16 protein-coding genes and 1 riboswitch are annotated in these 14927 nt (G+C 38.1%); of the genes, 4 read left to right on the forward strand and 12 right to left on the reverse strand.

Going from position 1 to position 14927, the window contains the following annotated elements:
• Positions 1–68 precede the first annotated feature (68 nt).
• Together AC4NPH_RS08650 and AC4NPH_RS08655 are read left to right on the forward strand one after the other, a co-directional pair.
• On the forward strand, positions 69–254 hold the full coding sequence (locus AC4NPH_RS08650) for a YkvS family protein (RefSeq protein WP_013055988.1): 186 nt from the start codon (positions 69–71) through the stop codon (positions 252–254).
• A gap of 316 nt (positions 255–570) precedes the next feature.
• Positions 571–798: a hypothetical protein gene (locus AC4NPH_RS08655; protein ID WP_063670951.1), complete on the forward strand. Its 228-nt coding sequence runs from the start codon at positions 571–573 to the stop codon at positions 796–798.
• Positions 799–831: 33 nt separating this feature from the next.
• Here AC4NPH_RS08655 and AC4NPH_RS08660 read toward each other — a convergent pair whose 3' ends face one another.
• The 9 genes from AC4NPH_RS08660 to AC4NPH_RS08700 form a co-directional block, all read right to left on the reverse strand.
• Positions 832–1533 carry an NAD(P)H-binding protein gene (locus tag AC4NPH_RS08660; protein WP_013055986.1) on the reverse strand — a complete coding sequence of 234 codons (702 nt, stop codon included), beginning with the start codon at positions 1531–1533 and terminating at the stop codon, positions 832–834.
• 68 nt (positions 1534–1601) lie between these two features.
• Positions 1602–2099 carry a preQ(1) synthase gene (queF, locus tag AC4NPH_RS08665; protein ID WP_013055985.1) on the reverse strand — a complete coding sequence of 166 codons (498 nt, stop codon included), beginning with the start codon at positions 2097–2099 and terminating at the stop codon, positions 1602–1604.
• A gap of 98 nt (positions 2100–2197) precedes the next feature.
• On the reverse strand, positions 2198–2929 hold the full coding sequence (gene queE / locus AC4NPH_RS08670; RefSeq protein WP_013055984.1) for a 7-carboxy-7-deazaguanine synthase QueE: 732 nt from the start codon (positions 2927–2929) through the stop codon (positions 2198–2200).
• A complete protein-coding gene (gene queD, locus AC4NPH_RS08675) occupies positions 2922–3362 on the reverse strand; it encodes a 6-carboxytetrahydropterin synthase QueD (RefSeq protein WP_013055983.1) in 441 nt (146 codons plus the stop codon). Before queD ends, queE begins: the two co-directional genes overlap by 8 nt.
• Positions 3362–4027, reverse strand: a complete 666-nt coding sequence (queC, locus tag AC4NPH_RS08680; protein ID WP_013082241.1) for a 7-cyano-7-deazaguanine synthase QueC — start codon at positions 4025–4027, stop codon at positions 3362–3364. Before queC ends, queD begins: the two co-directional genes overlap by 1 nt.
• A gap of 230 nt (positions 4028–4257) precedes the next feature.
• Positions 4258–4301, reverse strand: a riboswitch (PreQ1 riboswitch).
• A gap of 70 nt (positions 4302–4371) precedes the next feature.
• Positions 4372–5493 (reverse strand): GerAB/ArcD/ProY family transporter, encoded by a 1122-nt coding sequence (locus AC4NPH_RS08685; RefSeq protein WP_029325092.1) that lies wholly within the window; start codon positions 5491–5493, stop codon positions 4372–4374.
• A 26-nt stretch (positions 5494–5519) separates the two neighbouring features.
• Positions 5520–5756, reverse strand: a complete 237-nt coding sequence (locus tag AC4NPH_RS08690; RefSeq protein ID WP_013055980.1) for a hypothetical protein — start codon at positions 5754–5756, stop codon at positions 5520–5522.
• Positions 5757–5767: 11 nt separating this feature from the next.
• Positions 5768–6967, reverse strand: a complete 1200-nt coding sequence (locus AC4NPH_RS08695; protein ID WP_029325090.1) for a Ger(x)C family spore germination protein — start codon at positions 6965–6967, stop codon at positions 5768–5770.
• A gap of 24 nt (positions 6968–6991) precedes the next feature.
• Positions 6992–8590: a spore germination protein gene (locus tag AC4NPH_RS08700; RefSeq protein ID WP_491938688.1), complete on the reverse strand. Its 1599-nt coding sequence runs from the start codon at positions 8588–8590 to the stop codon at positions 6992–6994.
• Between the two features lie 207 nt (positions 8591–8797).
• Here AC4NPH_RS08700 and AC4NPH_RS08705 point away from each other — a divergent pair, with 207 nt between their 5' ends.
• Complete coding sequence (locus AC4NPH_RS08705) at positions 8798–9517, forward strand: 3-ketoacyl-ACP reductase (RefSeq protein WP_013055977.1); 720 nt, start codon at positions 8798–8800, stop codon at positions 9515–9517.
• Positions 9518–9582: 65 nt separating this feature from the next.
• Here the strand turns inward: AC4NPH_RS08705 and AC4NPH_RS08710 are convergent, their stop codons facing one another.
• The 3 genes from AC4NPH_RS08710 to nhaC form a co-directional block, all read right to left on the reverse strand.
• A complete protein-coding gene (locus tag AC4NPH_RS08710; RefSeq protein WP_013055976.1) occupies positions 9583–9708 on the reverse strand; it encodes a DUF6254 family protein in 126 nt (41 codons plus the stop codon).
• Between the two features lie 87 nt (positions 9709–9795).
• The gene (locus tag AC4NPH_RS08715; protein ID WP_013055975.1) at positions 9796–10677 is read right to left on the reverse strand and encodes an alpha/beta hydrolase family protein; all 882 of its coding nucleotides are present in this window, start codon (positions 10675–10677) and stop codon (positions 9796–9798) included.
• Between the two features lie 293 nt (positions 10678–10970).
• Positions 10971–12353: a Na+/H+ antiporter NhaC gene (nhaC, locus tag AC4NPH_RS08720; protein WP_097813237.1), complete on the reverse strand. Its 1383-nt coding sequence runs from the start codon at positions 12351–12353 to the stop codon at positions 10971–10973.
• Between the two features lie 421 nt (positions 12354–12774).
• Between nhaC and AC4NPH_RS08725 the strand changes: the two genes are divergently transcribed.
• Positions 12775–14889, forward strand: a complete 2115-nt coding sequence (locus tag AC4NPH_RS08725) for an ATP-dependent Clp protease ATP-binding subunit (RefSeq protein WP_013055973.1) — start codon at positions 12775–12777, stop codon at positions 14887–14889.
• The last annotated feature ends 38 nt before the right edge of the window (positions 14890–14927 follow it).

The following is a 14927-nucleotide window of genomic DNA, read 5'->3' on the forward strand; positions in this document are numbered from 1 at the left end:
TATTTTTAAAATTAAAATTATTGAAAAAATTTATAATGAACTAATTTAAAACAAAGGAGCGATGAATCATGAAAATAGCAGAGGTAGGAAACTTGATAGAATTTAAAAATGGCTTACAGGGCATTGTCGAAAAAGTAAATGAAAACTCCGTGATTGTAGATTTGACTTACATGACAAACTACCGCGATTTAGACTTAGAACAGCGAACTGTTGTCAACCACAAAAACTACACCATCATTAATCCAGCTATGTAAAGGAAAAAAGCAGCCGGAAAGCAAAAGCGGTTGCTTTTTTATTGATTTTGAAAGAATTGATTCTTTTGTTCTTCTGTAATAATCCCCAGCTTATACATGAGGTAAATATACTGTTGCACCTTAACATCCTTCGAACTTTTTTTCACTGTACTCCCTCTTTTCTAAAATGTTTCTTTATACAATAATATATGGCTGAGATAAAAAAAGTTTCCTTAAAGAAACAAAAACAGGCCCCATTTTTTCTTGAAAGGGGCTTATTTTCGTGTGACAATAAGAACAAGCTACTACTATCTTCTTACCGAAAGGAATTACTAGCATGTTTGATACTGTATTGTTTATCGTTGCTCTTATTGTCATTCTTTTTTTCATCGTGCAGTTCGTTTTTAAACGCAAACAAACTTCAAATAAAAAAACATCCGTTGAACCCATGAATTATGCCGAAGAAGATTCTAACTCCTACACAAGCTGGAGTGAATCTGCTTCTAACCACGATCACGATGGCGATGGAGATGGCGGTGGAGATGCGGATGGTGACGGAAGATAGAAAAAAAGCCCCTTCTTATGAAGAGGCTTTTCTTTATTTTGATAATACTCGCTTACCGTTGGTAAACGAATAATAGCATTCACCTGTATAAATGTCTTGGCTTTCATGTACATGAACGCCACATTTATCTTCAAGGGCAGCTTTCATCATCGATTTGGCTACGTTATACGCTTTAATTGGACGATACTTTCTCCACTTTCCTACAAGGCAAAATGAACACGACTTTAACGTGTATCCCCCAATCTTTTCAAATAGGCGAAACTCTTGGCGCTTTCCTAATAATAACGATGGGCGGAAAAAGTGAGTAGAACGGATATACAAGCTTGCGATATCTTCTTCTACTTGCCCCTTTACTTTACTGTAAAAGAATGGCGAACGAAGATCAGCACCAATTGCTGTAATCGTTAAAAAGTTTTTGCAGCGATATTTTTCTGCACATTTAGCCGCTTTTAAAGGAAATTCGTAGTCCACTTTAATGAATTTCGCTTTTGTTTTTGCTTTTTTCATTGTCGTGCCTAAACAGCAATATACATCATCAACTGCAAAGCATTCTTCGTGCTTATCAAGCTCTGAAAAATCAATTTCAAGCTGACGTAGCTTTGTGTGTTCGATTGGTAGCTTTTTTCGAACAAACACTGTCACATGGTTATATAAGCTGTTGCTTAATAACATTTTTAAAAGTTCTTGACCAACAAGTCCGCTTGCACCTAATACTAATGCTGATCTCTGTGACATTCTTTCACCTTCTCACCTGTTGTTTTTGCAATGGAAAACAGGTTGCATACACAACCTGTTTGTTCGAATTAACGATTATCAATTGTTTCTGGGTATAAATCATGATTCATCAGGCGATAATTAGCCATTTCTTCATACTTCGTACCGGGACGCCCATAGTTTGTATATGGATCAATTGAAATCCCGCCGCGTGGTGTGAATTTTCCCCATACTTCAATATATCTTGGATTCATCAGTTTAATTAAGTCATTCATAATAATGTTCATACAGTCTTCATGGAAATCTCCATGGTTACGGAAGCTGAACAAATAAAGCTTTAACGACTTGCTTTCAACCATTTTTTCATCTGGAATGTAACTAATATAAATGGTTGCGAAATCCGGCTGACCTGTTTTTGGACATAAGCTCGTAAATTCTGGACAGTTGAATTTCACAAAATAATCACGATTTGGATGTTTGTTATCAAATGCTTCTAGAATCTCTGGTGAATATTCAAACAAATAGTTTGTTCCTTGATTTCCAAGGAGTGATACACCTTCTAATTCTTCATCTTTTCGACCGCTCATTTGCATTTCCTCTCTTTCTACGATTGTCATTCTAACAGCGTTTTTTTATTTTGTATATATCTGTTTTTATTTTTCTTTGTAAATTTTTTGCTATGCGCTTACACGCCTCGTTTATTTCCCCAAACAAGGGCGTGAACCTGCGGCAGAACTCTTACATCGTTCATGTTTTTAGCTGCCACTGCCTTATCGATTAACCACTCATACTTTTTAAGCAATTCTTGTGTTAACGACGCATTATCGATTGTCGTTAAGTCCTCGTTGCCTACCTGAACAAAAAATGGAACCTCAGGATAACGTTCATGAACAGAGGCTGCATACTCAAAGTCATCATCATTAAATACAACGACTTTTATGCTTATATGCGCCATGCGTTTTTCCTTTATTAATGTCTCTATAATATCGTCTAATACGGAGAAATTTGTTTTCATTAATGAACTTGGAGGCTTAGGAGAAATCGTTAAATCATCGATTTTTAGGAACCAATCCTGATAACGGCTTCCCTGTGTTTCAAGAGCTGCTTTTACCCCATGACTGTGCAAAAGCTCTACAAGTGAACCAATCGCCTTGATAAGCGCAGGGTTTCCTCCAGAAATGGTGACGTGATCAAAGCACTCTCCTCCAATTTCTTTTAGCTCCGTCCAAATTTGTTCTGCTGTTAGCTGACGAATATCGTTTTTAGCAGATCCATCCCATGTAAAAGCTGAATCACACCAGCTGCAGGAATAATCACAGCCCGCGGTACGAACAAACATCGTCTTACGTCCTACAACCATTCCTTCCCCTTGAATCGTTGGTCCGAATATTTCAAGTACTGGAATTGTATTAGCCACGTTTTTTCACCTTCTTTGGGCGGTAAACTACGTAACTTGTCGGCGTTTCCCGCACGAATACTTGTACGCAAGAAGGCTTATTTGGTAGTGTGTCTAGATATTCTTGAACCAACTCATAAATTTTACGAGCAACAACTTCAGTTGTAGGAAAATCATTTGGATTTTCTTCATTAAAGATAGAATGATCGTTCAATAATGTATGATCAAATTGACCAGAAACAATTTTTTTCAATAGCGCAAAGTTTACTAAAAAGCCCGCTTCGTCTAATGTATCTCCGGCAACAGTTAGGTTTACAAAATACGTATGTCCATGGACTTGACGGCATTTTCCTGCTTCTGTGTGAGGAACAAAGTGTGCCGCAGCAAACTGCATATCTTTGTTCAGTTCATATTCATAGTCATGAAATACTTGAGGATACATTTGTTGCAGCATTATTCCTCTCCTCCTTCTTTTGTTTGCATGTATTGATCTAACCCGCGTTTTCGCAATTGACATGCGGGACATTCGCCGCATCCATCAGCAACAATACCGTTGTAGCATGTTAATGTTTTTTCACGCACATACTCAAGCGCCCCTAGCTCATCCGCTAACGCCCACGTTTCTGCTTTATCAATCCACATAAGCGGCGTATGAATCACAAATTCAAAGTCCATTGATAAATTAAGCGTGACGTTTAACGATTTTACAAATACATCTCGACAGTCTGGATATCCCGAAAAATCAGTTTCACAAACGCCTGTTACGATATGACGGCCTCCGCTGTTTTTAGCCAGTACGGCTGCAAATGATAAAAATAACAGATTGCGGCCGTCCACAAACGTTGTAGGCAACTCTCCTTCTTTTTGCTCGATCTCAATATCATCTCGCGTTAAGGCATTTGGTGCTAATTGATTTAAAAGTGACATATCTAGTACGGTATGCTTCACACCTAAATCAGCTGCGATAGCTTTTGCTACCTCTATCTCTTGACTATGACGCTGACCGTATTGAAAAGTAACCGTTTCTACTTCTTTAAAGTTTTTCAAAGCCCAAAATAGACATGTTGTACTATCTTGACCTCCGCTAAATACAACAATAGCTTTTTCATTTTTCATCATTATTGTTCGTCTCCTTTTTGATTGAAATCAAAAGAAGAAGAAACTTTATTGAACCGTTCGTTCCCTTTGTGACTAATTTTATAACACAAAAAAGAGACTGCTCTTTTCCAGCAATCTCCCTAAAAAGCAACTAAGATACACGTCCTCGCCAACATACACGTCAAAAAGACGCGTTGATAGAAAAGCACGTGAAAGAAGACACGCTAAAACCGTGTCTTTTGTCATCAACGATGATCTTAGTTTTTTATAGAGGGAGTTTTCGAACCTCTCCCGTACATATACAAACGTGCACGGAGTTTCTTCTTGAATTGTCCTCGTATTATACCACATGCGTATAAATAATGCTATGTTTGTTGGCTTCTATCGCCTTTAGCTGCCTTATTTTTCTTTATATAAGAAAGCGCAATAAATAACAACGGAAAACAGACGCTTAGTACAAATAAATAAAACGGCCAGTAATATTTTTCAAAATAATTGAAGTACGCTGTATTGGGAATAATGTAATACGCCACGCCTGTAATAATTAGACCTAAAGGAAAGCTTAAAAAATTGCGCACCCGTAAATTACACAGTTGGACGATACTTAACTGAATAGCATAGAACACAATGACAACTTTAAAAAAGATAGATAACATCCAAATAATAGCTACTAATACTTCAACATGCTGAATCGTTGCACCTAACGAAATCATTTTTCCTAATAAATAAACTGGGTAGCTGTGCATCGATGCAATATTCGCGCCAAGAGCTAATATACAAGCCGCAACTGCAATCGTAATCGTCAAGCCCGATGCGACAGTGCCGATAACAAACATTCTTTTTACCTTTTTTCCACCTTTTACATGAGGCGTAATCATTAGAATAAAAACCAATTCCATAAACGGGTTTCCTAAAAAATAAGTGGTCCCTAATACTAAATCACCCATGCTGAATTCAAAAAAAGGATAAAGACGATCAATTTTCATTTGAGGAATATTTAAAACAATTAACAATAAAAAGGGGACCACAATCCACGGCAAAAAGATTTCCGCGGTTCTCCCTACCACTTCAATACCTAGATACCCTCCGTATATAACAGCTAAAAGAACAAGCGCATGAATCCACGTAGGCAGCGTTTCAGGGACAATTTGAGTCGTCATAAATGTACTGATGTCTCGAAGCGAAAACGTAGATTGAATGAACATAAAGAAAATGTAAATAAGAGAAATACACGTTCCGGCATAACGACCTAGCGCCTTTTTAGCTATTTGAATGAATGTTTGCTGAGGGTAACGCTGAATCAGCCATAAAAGCACCGCAACGATTAAAAGTGCAAAGCCAATAGCAAGCACACCGCAAAACCACGCATTTTGTCTATTCGTCTCTAATAATGTAGCCGGAACTGCCAAGATGGCGCTTCCGATACAAAAAACATAAATTAGAAAAAGAAATTGTTTCGGACTAATAAATTCTTTTATTTGCATCATACACACCTTCTCTCCTACATGCTTGCTCACGTGAATAACAGATGATGAACGGTTCTAGTAAGAGGCTTAATTAGTGCCTCTAAAAAGTACAGAGGCGTAGGAACTTCTTTACGGAGTGTAATCGCTCCCCAAAAGAATAGACCCAAACCTATGAGACAAAGGTAGACGACTATTTCACGATAATACTTTTCCTTTCGGAAGTTGATCATTATTTTTTTAGTCAAATAAGCAAGCAGTACAAGTAAGGCGATAAATCCCTCCATTTTCTTTCTCCTTAATGCTTCATTTGCTTCATATATGAGTTATTTAACGTGCCTAAGCGACGGATTTGAACTTTTGCATCTAAATCGACGGTTAAATCCTCTGCGTAAATTCTGTTCCAGTCTCTTTTCATTTTGTACCATCTCTTTACATCTTGTCTGTAAAACGCTTCGCCAAAACCAAAGATATCGCTTTTATAGGTTTTTTGAGCTTTTTCTACTGCATCATTCATTTTTTCTTTTACGTCGGCTGCTGTTTTTCGTTCGAGCATATTGATTACAGCTGGGTCCTGTAAATTTACTTGACACTCTACATCAGCTACGTTAGCTTCTCCTTTTAAATCAACGTGAATATGAGGTTTATGATTTTTCATAGTAGCTGTCACCTTGACATTCGTTCGAAGCATTTCTACTCCGATAATATCATGCTTTTTTTCTTTTTTTTCGCATGGAATAACAATCAACGTACTTTTTACATTTCCTGTAATATAGTTATATCCTTTACTTTCGTCTTCATTGAACCAGCCGATAAGCTTATCATTTTGAAAGACACCTAATCCTTTGAAATTGAGCAGTGTGGAAAGATTGGTGCGAGAAATGCTCGACATATCTCCTGCATTTTTTACATTGCCTTTCACCAATACTCCTGATAATACCGCCTGCTTTCCCTCGCTGGTTAAGTTGCTGATCAGTTCATTTAACTTTACTCCTCTAGTAGGTGCCCAAATACGCTGTGACACGTCTAATGAAGCAAACATATGGTTAGCTGGTATTTTTTCGATTGTTGTTAATACGTTCAGAACGCTCGATGCTTTCGTATTTTTAGCAACAACAACAAAATAATCGGTACGCACTTCATGATCCCGAGCAAAGAAATCAAGCACTTCAGCAATACCCTCTTCCGCCATGCTTTCGCTAATGACTAGCATTCGTAAATGAGAAAGATAAATTTTCCGCGGGGATTTCGTCGTTATTTTTCTTAGCCCTTCCATTACAGACGAAGCCTTAATAGAAAATGTGGTAACAGAAGGCCCGTTTGTAGGGGTTTTGGCCTGAATATCACCAGGGTTAATCAGCTGAACTGTAACAATGATGCCATCTTCTGCTTTATCAATTCCGACAGCAACCGTAATGGCTAGCTCATTCAACTCTCTACTGCTCCAGCAGCCGCTTAATAGCAATGAACAGATACATAACATTAGAAATGCTTTCATAGTAAACGGCCACCTTTACACAGTTTAGTTTTTTTGCGTCTTTTGACGTGAAATATTCTTCTCGTTAATCAGCTTTGGCCTTGTTTTCATTTTTTTGATCGAACGTCTAATCAGAACATCCTTTTGATCACGCTTCACAAATGGAGCCATAGGTGTCATATAAGGGACTCCAAATGACCTTAAGCTGCATAAATGTAAAATCATTAAAATTAACCCCAGGATAATACCAAACAAGCCAAAAGTAGCTGCTAAAACCATTAAAATAAAGCGCAGCATCCTTACTGCAATAGCCATATCATACACAGGTGACACAAAGTTACTAATAGCGGTGATGGATACAACGATAACCATTGCAGGTGAAACTAATCCCGCTTGTACGGCGGCTTCTCCTAAAACGAGTGCTCCCACAATCGAAATAGCTGAACCTACTGCTCGAGGCAATCGGACTCCAGCTTCTCGCAAAATTTCAAACGTGATTTCCATAATAAATGCTTCAATAATAGCAGGAAAAGGAACACCTTCCCTTTGAGCTGCAATACTAATTAACAAAGCAAAAGGAAGCATCTCTTGATGAAAAGTAGTTAAAGCAATATAAGCAGAAGGTGTTAAAAGGGCTAAGAAAAATGCTATGTAGCGCATTAAGCGAATCAATGTACTAATATCTGCGCGCTGGTAATAATCTTCGGCCGCTTGAAAAAATTGAATAAATAGGGCAGGAACCATTAATACAAAAGGTGTACCGTCTACTAAAATGGCTATTCGTCCCTCTAAAAGACCTGCTGCCACGGAGTCTGGACGCTCCGTGTTATGCATAGTAGGAAAAGGTGTATAATCTTCATCTTGAATCAACTCTTCGATATATCCGCTCTCCAAAATACCGTCTATATCAATTTTAGAAAGACGCTCCTTTACCTCTTGAATGACCTGTTCATCCGCAATGCCGTCTATATAAACGAGCGCAATATCCGTTTTTGTAAACTCTCCTATTTGCTGAGATTCAATCCAAATTTTTGGAGATTTTATTCGGCGCCGAATCAATGCGGTATTCGTTCGAAGTGTTTCTGTAAAACTGTCTCGAGGCCCTCTTACAACGGTCTGAGATTGTGGTTCAGAAACAGCCCTGTCTCTCCACCCTCTTGTACTTGCCACAATACACGTTTGATACCCTTCTAAAAACAGTACGGTATCTCCTGATAAAACATGAAGAAGAGCATCATCCAATGTCTTTGCTTCCATAATTTCACCCGCTGCCAAACTATAGCTTTTAATCAATTCGTACATATTAACGATGCCATCATCATGTGTTAAATGTTCATCGTGATAGTGCATAATGGAGTCCAGCGCATAGTGTTCAACTTCGTCTTTATTTACTAATCCGTCGATGTAAGCAACACCTAAAGTGAATTTTTCTTCAATCGAAATTCGAAACTCTCGCACAACTAAATCCGTGCTCTGCCCCAGTGCTTTTTTCATGCGGGATAAATTATCTCCCACCCTCTCCGATAATTTCTGCTCTTCCTGTGTAGAAGAAGCACTAGTTTCCTTAGAGTCCTTCGATTCATCAGCTTTTTCTTTCCGCTGCTTGGATTTATTCGTTAACTCAGATAGTTTTTTTATACGCATTGTTCATCCTCCACTACATTGAACGAAAAGAAACCGAATTTCTTCTTTTTAGTCTCTATAGTTTTTGTATGAAAAGGAAATTTATACTTGAAGCCATTTTAATAATCTTTATTTTTGACATCATTTGTGCATTTCTATAGGATAGTAATGGATAATTCTTTGTTATTATGAAGAATGTTTATGCGGAACATTGAAAGGAGTCTATACATGGCACAATCACTTAAAGGCAAAGTAGCTCTTATTACAGGAGCAGGAAAAGGTATCGGTCGTTCAACTGCGATTGAATTAGCAAAAGAAGGCGTAAATATCGGTTTAATTGCTCGTACAGAGTCAGATTTAAAGGCTGTTGCTTCTGAACTAGAAGCATTTGATGTACAAGTTGCTTATGCAACAGCAGATGTTTCTTCTATGGAAGAAGTAAACGCAGCAGTTGAGCATCTACATACAAAATTAGGGGCAACGGATATCTTAATCAACAATGCAGGAATCGGTAAATTCGGAAGCTTTTTAGAGCTAGACCCAGCTGAGTGGAAACAAATCATTGATGTGAATTTAATGGGCGTTTACTACGTAACGCGCGCCGTTCTACCTCAATTAATCGAAAAAAATGGTGGAGACATCATCAATATTTCTTCCACTGCTGGTCAAAAAGGCGCTCCCGTTACAAGTGCTTACAGCGCTTCAAAATTTGGTGTGCTCGGCTTAACTGAATCTCTAGCGCTAGAAGTGCGCAAACACAATATTCGTGTAACAGCGCTAACACCTAGTACAGTAGCAACGGAATTAGCATATAAAGAAAACTTAACGGATGGCAATCCTGATAAAGTGATGCAGCCTGAAGACCTAGCAGAAATTATGGTAGCACAATTAAAACTGCATCCGCGTATTTTTATCAAATCTGCGGGCATGTGGTCCACAAATCCATAAACAAACATAGAAAAAGGAGAGCTTCAGCTCTCCTTTTTTGTGTCTTCCTTTATATGATGGTTACCTTATTTACGTTTAGGCGTGATTTCTTGTGATAGTTCTTCAAAAGATTTTACTTTTCCATGCGATGGGTTTTGTGATTGTTTTCGTACATTCCACTGACGCTCTTTTTGACTTTTAGACTGAGTCATTTTGCTTCATCCCCTTTTTATATGCTTACATGTAGTAGGATAAAACAAGGTGCTCTTTTCCATTCATCAAAACTGCTTCCAATTTCTTTACTGCTTAGCTAAATGTACTTTAAACCATTTATCAATTTCCGCGTTATATTGATCATAATAAGCAGTTAGCGGATGGTCTCCGTTTTTGTACAGTACGTATTTGTATTCTTTTCCCTGCTCATCTAGTTGTTTCACAAGCTTTTCAGCCTGAGTGTGGTGAACTTTACGATCATGATCACCCTGTAAAATTAAAAGAGGTGAATTTACTTTATCGCTCCAATAGACAACAGAACGACTTTTATACCTCTCTGGATACTGCGCCGGATCTCCTACAATTGTCCGCAGCACTTGTTTCATTTCAGGCCCTCTTTGATCATAGAATTGAAACATGTCGGTAATACCTGATTGTACGACAACTGCATCAAATTTAACGCCGTTTTTCATCGTTAAATACGTCATCATGCCGCCGCGTGAATATCCTAGCGCTACCTTTTGCTGGTGATTTACATAAGGAAGCTGTTCTCCCCATTTAATAAGATTTAATACGTCGTCAATATCTTTACCGCCGTACGTCTCTGTTCCTTCACTTCCGCCATTTCCCCTGTATTGAGTCGCAACAACGACGTAGCCCTTACTTGCCCAGTATGACAAATACTGAAGTGTTTTTGCGCGAATCATGCCATGTTCGCGATTTCCTCCGCGATTATATACTAAAAGCGGATAATGTTTGTCTGCAATGTCTTTAGGCTGTACTAAAAACCCTTTTATCTTTAAATTATCACTAGGATACGTAATGCTATATACATCTACTTTATTTGAATAAGGCGATAATAAATTCAATTTTTCTTTATTTACATCATCACTTTCAGCTCGGTTGAAAACCGCTGTCACACCGAGCACAGCTACAGTGATTAATGCAATGATGCCCCATTTTTTCAACAGAAACCCTCTCCTCAATAAATATCTTTTCTCTTTTATAATGAGTGTTTTCATTTTGCTTTACCCTTCTTAAATGTTTGCTAAAAAGGGCATTCATCCCATCGCCAATACAGCTTATTTATCATACCGCAAAACCCAAATTTCTTCATCTGTAAAGAAATAAGAATTCATACAAATAAATTAACAAGAAAGACGTATAGTAAATTGTATTATTAAATTATAGATTTGAAAAGTGGAATGATACTTTTTTTGTCGTTTTTTACCTGTCCTTTTTCAAAAAGAAAAAAGCCCAGTTAAGACTGAGCTTTTTTCTTGGCAATACCAATGCCTGTATATGCTAAAATAACTGAAAAGATCGGACAGAGAATGCTAAAGAATGTAAATGGAATATAGTCAGCCGCGGGAATATTTAATGCAGTTGAAATAAAAGCGCCGCTGACACCCCACGGAATAATAGCATTAATAACCGTTCCACCGTCTTCAAGCGTTCGTGATAAGTTTTTCGGGTCTAAGTTCCACTTTTCATACAGTGGCTTAAACGTCTGCCCAGGCAGAAGAATCGATAAATACTGTTCGCCTGTAATAACGTTCACTCCAATTGAAGATAGAAGCGTAGCAAAAATAACGTCTCCGCTGCGGCGGATTTGTTTTGCTAATCCTTCTAATAAAGCATCAATAATTCCAACCGCTCTCATCAAGCCACCTAGCGACAAGGCAATCATGATAAGAGAAATAGAAAACATCATGGACTGTAATCCGCCTTTGTTTACAATCGCATCGATTACTTTATTTCCTGACTCTACTGCCGGCCCGCTTTGAAGAACGCCTAGCAATTGACTCAGCGTAAATTCATGCTGTGTAATCATTCCTGTAATAATGGCCGTGACAATCCCTAAAACTAACGTTGGCAATACATCGACTCTTCTCATGGAAAAAATAAGAACTAAAAGTGGAGAAAGCAACGTTAACACGTGTAAATTAAACGTATGCTTTAATGCGTCTTGAATTCCTTGGATTTCCCCGTAATTGACGCTTTCATGATTTCCGTTCATCCCAATGACCAATGCAATAATTGCGGTAATAACAATACTTGGAACCGTCGTCCACGTAATGTGCTGAATATGTTTAGGAAGCGGCACTTCAACGATACCAGAAGCAAAATTTGTTGTATCAGACAAGGGAGACATCTTATCTCCAAACACAGCTCCTGAAACAATCATCCCCGCTGCTAGCCCTGGGTGTACACCAATAGCAGTTCCTACCCCAAATAAAGCGACCCCTACCGTACTGACGGTTGTTAATGAACTTCCCGTGAATGTTGAAACTAATACGGTAATAACCAAAGCACTAATTAAAAAGTACTGCGGTGAAATCCAGTGGAAGCCGTAGGATAAAATCGTCGGTATCGTTCCTCCTACCATCCAAATCGCAATAAGCATCCCGATCAGCATTAAAATAAGGATAGGCTTAATGCCCAGTCTAACACCGTCTAAAATCCCTTTCTCCATTTCTGTCCACTTATATTTCAACAAAAAGCCAATCACACTAATAAATGCTACACCAAATATCAGCGGAATATGAGGCGGCAGCTTTAACGTAAATAATGAAACAAAAATAATAGCTAATAGCACCAAAACCACCGCTATTGATTGTATAAATGAAATTTCTTTTTTCATGAGGTATTCCCTTTCTATCTTTCTTTTTCACTTAAACGCTTTTATGCTTTTACGCAGTTAAGTGCAAACCTTCTTGAGTATAATTTTTATCCTTCTTGCTGTCAATAACTTATTTTATCCAACGGTAAGCTCTGCACTCATTTTGTCCACTTTTCTTCTTATTAATATTTGTTCTCTATCTAAGCAAATCATTGTACAAAATGCTTCTAATGTTTTTACATATATAAAACGGGTACACACAAAACACACGTTTTTTTTAATGTACTACCTTTTGTACATAAGAGAGGAACTTCCCTCAAAAATTTTTTAAGCAAAAGACTTGAAAGTCAAAAAAGGTCAAAGTATAATGAGATTACGAAAGGTCAATAAAGGTCAAATACCTGCTGATCTTCGATTAAAATCATTTAGGGAGGCTAATTAAATGATTTGTCAAAACTGTAATAAACGTGAAGCATCTATTCAATTAAATGTACAAACAAATAATCAAAAATCTCAATATCGTTTATGTCATACATGTTATCAAGCACTAATGAACGAACATAAAATCCCATCAGGTTTTGGAGGTGGCGGCTTTATGAACATCGATGATTTATTCAAGCAAATGTCACAAGAACAAGCTGCACCGGAACAGCCACAGCAAGGAAATGGTGGCAGCGGATTTTTAGACCAGTTCGGTCGAAACTTAACTCAAATTGCGAAAACGGGATTGATTGACCCGGTTATTGGCCGCGAAGAAGAAGTAGAGCGCGTCATTGAAATTTTAAATAGACGAAACAAAAACAACCCTGTACTAATCGGAGAACCCGGTGTTGGTAAAACGGCTGTAGTCGAAGGGTTAGCTTTAAAAATCGCGGAAGGAAAAGTTCCTGCCAAGCTGTTAAATAAAGATGTATATCTATTAGATGTAGCATCTCTCGTAGCTAATACGGGCGTGCGCGGTCAATTTGAAGAGCGCATGAAGCAGTTAATTTCTGAGCTTCAACAGCGAAAAAACGTAATTTTATTTATCGATGAAATTCACCTTCTTGTAGGAGCTGGTTCAGCGGAAGGTTCAATGGACGCAAGCAATATTTTAAAACCAGCTCTTGCACGAGGCGAACTTCAAGTAGTCGGAGCTACAACTTTAAAAGAGTACCGTTCCATTGAAAAAGATGCGGCTCTTGAACGACGCTTCCAGCCGGTTATGGTTCACGAACCGTCTGTAGAAGAAGCCGTTGAAATTCTAAAAGGAATTCAAAGTAAATATGAAGATTATCACGGCGTTAGCTATACAGATGAAGCGATCCGCGCTTGTGTAAATTTATCACACCGCTACATTCAAGATCGCTTCTTGCCTGATAAAGCAATTGACTTGCTAGATGAAGCAGGCTCAAAAATGAATTTACAGGCAGGCATTACAAATAAAGACGACGCGGCCGCTCGCTTAAAAGAAATTACAAAAGAAAAAGAGCAGGCGTTAAAGAATGAAAAATATGAAGTAGCGGCAAAACTGCGCGATGAAGAAGCTGCTCTTGAAAAACAATTGAACGAAGAACAGCAAAAAATGAATGTGGATATTGCTGACATTCAAGCAATTATTGAAAAGAAAACGGGTATCCCTGTTGGTAAACTTCAAGAAAATGAATCAGCAAAAATGAAGCATTTAGCAGAGCACTTAGCTCAAAAAGTAATCGGACAGCAGGAAGCTGTAGAAAAAGTAGCAAAAGCGATTCGACGTTCTCGCGCTGGATTAAAAGCGAAGCATCGCCCAATTGGTTCATTCTTATTTGTCGGTCCAACAGGTGTCGGTAAAACAGAGTTAACCAAAACATTAGCTGAAGAACTATTTGGCTCAAAAGATGCTATGGTTCGTCTAGATATGAGTGAATACATGGAAAAACACGCGGTGTCTAAATTAATTGGTTCACCTCCTGGCTACGTAGGTCACGAAGAGGCAGGACAATTAACAGAGAAAGTACGTCGTAATCCTTATTCCATCATCTTACTAGATGAAATTGAAAAAGCTCATCCAGACGTTCAGCATATGTTTCTGCAAATTCTAGAAGACGGACGTCTAACAGATAGTCAAGGTCGCACAGTAAGCTTTAAAGACACAGTTATCATTATGACAAGTAACGCTGGTGTAGGTGAAAAGAAAATTACGGTTGGATTTGACGCAAAAAATGACGCACTTAAACAGGCATCCGTTTTAGATTCACTTTCATCTTATTTCAAACCAGAGTTTTTAAATCGATTTGATACAATCATTGAATTTAATCACCTTGAAAAAGATAACTTGATTAAAATCGTTGACCTTATGCTTGCTGAATTAAAAGAAACATTACAAGAACAAAACATCACGCTGAGCGTAGCAGCTGAGGTAAAAGAAAAACTGGCTGAACTTGGCTATCACCCTGCATTCGGTGCTAGACCGCTCCGCCGAGCAATTCAAGAACAGCTTGAAGATCGAATTACAGACTTACTGTTAGATGACGCAGACGTATCTACAGTGAACGTAACGTTAAATGAAGCAAGCGAAATCACCGTGCAAAACTAATAGAAAAAGCGACTCTACTTGAGTCGCTTTTTTTTATA

It is taken from the genome of Priestia sp. MDV22-iso46 (assembly GCF_058629175.1).